The following is a 3,802-nucleotide window of genomic DNA, read 5'->3' on the forward strand; positions in this document are numbered from 1 at the left end:
TCTTTACGCGCTGCGATCGTTCGCTGCTGCCGCTCATCTCGCGCCTCGAAAACATTCGCGTCATCAACGTGCCGGCCGGGCCGCCCGTGCAGTTGCCGAAGGAACAGCTTCTGCCGCACATGGCTGCGTTCGCTGACTTTATGATCGACTTCATGAAGCGGGAGGCGCAGTCGTATGACATCGTTCACGCGAACTTCTTCATGTCGGGTCTCGTCGGCTTGCGCATCAAGGACGCGCTCGGCGTGCCGCTCGTCACGACGTTTCATGCGCTCGGTCGCGTGCGTCGGCTGCATCAGGGCGAATCGGACGGCTTTCCCGATGCGCGCTTCGATATCGAAGACGAACTCGTGAAGCGTTCCGACTCGGTGATCGCCGAATGCCCCCAGGACGAGAACGATCTGATTCATCTTTATCGAGCCAATCGCGCGCGCATCGATCTCGTGCCATGCGGCTTCGACCGCGCGGAGTTTCATCCGCTCGATAAGGCCCAGGCGCGCGAACAGCTTGGCTGGCCGCAGGACCGCTTCATCGTGCTGCAACTCGGGCGCATGGTGCCGCGCAAGGGCATCGACAATGTCGTGCGCGCGCTCGGCGTGTGCCATGCGGAGCATGACGAAAGCGTCGAGCTTTACGTGGTCGGCGGCAATTCGGATGAAGCCAATGAAATCGCGACGCCCGAGATCGGCAGGCTGCGCGGCATCGCGCGGGAATGCGGCATCGAAGAACACGTGCATTTCGTTGGACGTCATGGACGAAGCGACTTGAAGCACTTCTATAACGCCGCCGATGTGTTCGTGACGACGCCGTGGTACGAGCCCTTCGGCATCACGCCGCTCGAAGCGATGGCGTGCGGCACGCCCGTGATCGGTGCCGATGTGGGCGGCATTCGCTATTCGGTGGCGCACGGCGAGACGGGCCTGCTCGTGCCGCCGAAGCATCCGGCCGCGCTCGCGCAGGCAATCGCCACGCTCAAGCGCGATGCGCCACTCGCGCGACGCATGGGCGAAGCGGGCCTCGTGCGCGCCAACGCGATGTTCACGTGGTCGAGCGTCGCGCAGGCGCTGGCACAGGTCTATGCGCGCGTGAGCGGCGCCGAATCGCAGGATGCGGCCCGTGTCGCGATGGGCGGAGGATCGCGATGACGCAAGCGCCACGGCCGCAGCGCGCCGCCGTCTTCATCGACAAGGACGGCACACTGCTCGACGATGTGCCCTGGAATGTCGATCCGCATCGCATGCGTCTTGCGCCTGGTGCGCTCGATGCGTTGCGCGTCTTCGCATCGCATGGCGTGCCGCTGTTCGTCATCAGCAACCAAAGCGGCGTCGCGCTCGGCAAGTTCGAGCGGCATGCGCTCGATCAGGTCGAAGCGCGTCTGCAAGCGCTCGCTGCGCAAGCGGGCGCGGCCTTTACGCGTATCTACTGGTGCCCGCATCATCCGCGCGGCGTCGTGCCGGAGTACACGCAATCATGCGATTGCCGTAAGCCCGCGCCGGGCATGTTGCTGCGCGCGGCGCGCGAGCATGGCATCGATCTCTCGCGAAGCTGGTTCATCGGCGACATACTCGATGATGTCGACGCGGGCCATCGTGCGGGATGCCGCAGCGTGCTCATCGATAACGGCAACGAGACCGAATGGCTGCGCGGCGAAACACGCAAACCGGACATCGTTGTAAAGGACATGTATGAAGCCGCGATGGCCATCGTCGCCGCGGAGTGTCCTGCATGAAACGTGATCCGGTGAATCAATCGACGCTGCCGCCGGTCGTCGAGGCGCATGCGCGCAAGAGCGCGGCAACCGAAGCGCGCGACTGGGGCGCGGACGTAAAGCGCATCCTGTGCATTCGTCTCGACAATCTCGGCGACGTGCTGATGACCACGCCCGCTCTGCATGCGTTGCGCAGCGCGCAGCCGGGACGGCATCTGACACTCCTCGCGTCGCGTTCGGGCAAGGCGGCGGCGCCTTTCATCGATGCGATCGATGACGTGATCGAATACGACGCGCCCTGGGTCAAGCAGGATGCGCCGATCGATGCCCTCGCCGATCTCGCGATGCGCGCACGCCTCGCGGCATCGCAGTTCGATGCGGCCGTGGTCTTCAGCGTCTACAGCCAGAACCCGCTGCCTGCTGCGATGCTGTGTCATCTCGCCGGCATTCCTCTGCGGCTCGCGCATTGCCGCGAGAATCCATACGGCCTTCTAACCGATTGGGTGCAGGAAACCGAGCCACAGCACGGCACGCGGCATGAAGTGGAACGTCAGCTTGCGCTCGTCGCGCGAGTCGGTGCGCGCGCAACCGATACGCGAATGCGCTTCAAAGTGCGCCCCGACGATGCCGCGTCGCTCGCACAAAAGCTCGGTGAACGCGGCGTCGATCTGCATGCGCCGTTCATCGTCGTGCATCCGGGCGCGACCGCCGCTTCGCGCCGATATCCGACCGAGCGCTTCGCGCAAGTCACCGAACGTCTCGGCACGCAATTGCAATGGCCGATGCTCGTAACAGGCTCGCCAGGCGAAAGCTCGATATGCCGCGAAGCATGCGGAGATAGCGCGCAAGCGATCGATCTCTCGGGCGCGCTCGAACTCGGCGAACTCGCGGCGCTCATCGAGCATGCCCGCGTGCTGCTGTCGAACAACAGCGGGCCGGTGCATCTCGCATCGGCGCTCGGCACGCCTGTCGTCGATCTCTACGCGCTCACGAATCCGCAGCACATGCCGTGGCAAACGCCGCATCGCGTGCTTTATCACGATGTGCCGTGCCGCTGGTGTTATCGCAGCGTGTGTCCCGAGGGTCATCACGCGTGCCTCGTTCAGGTCGGCGTGGACGAGGTCGTGTCCGCCGTGCTTGAACTGTCCGAAAACGCATCGCTCATCAACTCGACAATACAGGTCAGTTAGTCATGTACACATTGGGAATCAATGCGGTCTATCACGACAGCGCCGCGGCGCTCGCCAAGGATGGCGTCGTCATCGCGGCTGCCGAAGACGAGCGCTTCACGCATGTGAAGCACGCGAAGCGTCCCGTGCCGTTCTCGACGTGGCAGCTTCCTTTCGATGCCATCGACTATTGCCTCAAGGAAGCGGGCATCGAACTCGCCGATGTCGATCACGTCGCGTACTCATACGATCCGCATCTCTTCTCCGGCATGCCGAAGGACGCGAAGGCCAGCATCGCCTTGCCGATGAAGCCGTCGGCGCAGATGTTGAGCAATCCGTCCGAGTCGCCGTGGGACCCGCTGTTTCTGAGCTATATCGTCAACGCAAGAGACCAGTTGCTCGACGGCGCGCCGCATCATCTGAAGCGTCGCTTCGCAAGCGGCGGACGTGCGCCGCGCTTCGCCTGGCATAACGTCGATCATCATCTGTGTCATGAAGCGAGCGCGTTTCTCGCGGCGCCTTTCGACGACACCGCCGTGCTCACGATGGACGGACGCGGCGAAGGCGTGACGACGAGCCTCGGGCAATTCGTCGACGGTGAATACAAGCGCCTCAAGCAAGTGGAGTTGCCACATTCGCTCGGCTTGCTCTATGAAGCCGTGACGGGCTATCTCGGCTTCCTGCATTCGTCGGATGAGTACAAGGTGATGGCGCTGGCTTCGTTCGGCAAGCCCGCGTATGTCGATCGATTCCGTGAAATCGTGAAGTATCGGCATGACGGAAGTTATACCGTCGATGCGCCGCGTCTCGTCGAACGCTTCGGTCCTGCGCGCGAACGTGGCGGGCCGCTTACGCAGCATCACTTCGATATCGCGCATTCGCTGCAAGCCGTGCTCGAAGAAACCGCGCTCGAACTCGCGAAGTGGCT

General features: G+C 63.4%; 4 protein-coding genes. All 4 read left to right on the forward strand.

Annotation, left to right across the window (positions count from 1 at the left end; genetic code table 11):
- On the forward strand, positions 1-1,142 hold a 1,142-nt coding region (locus tag AWB74_RS43540; RefSeq protein WP_061152668.1), incomplete at its 5' end, for a glycosyltransferase.
- Positions 1,139-1,726: a D-glycero-alpha-D-manno-heptose-1,7-bisphosphate 7-phosphatase gene (locus AWB74_RS43545; RefSeq protein ID WP_061152669.1), complete on the forward strand. Its 588-nt coding sequence runs from the start codon at positions 1,139-1,141 to the stop codon at positions 1,724-1,726. The genes AWB74_RS43540 and AWB74_RS43545, both read left to right, overlap by 4 nt.
- Positions 1,723-2,895 (forward strand): glycosyltransferase family 9 protein, encoded by a 1,173-nt coding sequence (locus AWB74_RS43550; RefSeq protein WP_061152670.1) that lies wholly within the window; start codon positions 1,723-1,725, stop codon positions 2,893-2,895. Before AWB74_RS43545 ends, AWB74_RS43550 begins: the two co-directional genes overlap by 4 nt.
- 2 nt (positions 2,896-2,897) lie before the next feature.
- Positions 2,898-3,802 (forward strand): carbamoyltransferase N-terminal domain-containing protein (locus AWB74_RS43555; protein WP_327363304.1); only part of this gene is annotated, 905 nt, incomplete at its 3' end.

The sequence above is a fragment of the Caballeronia arvi genome (assembly GCF_001544695.2).
Lineage (GTDB): Bacteria > Pseudomonadota > Gammaproteobacteria > Burkholderiales > Burkholderiaceae > Caballeronia > Caballeronia arvi.

Coding starts and splice junctions, on each gene's coding strand:
- AWB74_RS43545 (WP_061152669.1), top strand. CDS start 1,139: ATGACGCAAGCGCCACGGCCGCAGCGCGCCGCCGTCTTCATCGACAAG.
- AWB74_RS43550 (WP_061152670.1), top strand. CDS start 1,723: ATGAAACGTGATCCGGTGAATCAATCGACGCTGCCGCCGGTCGTCGAG.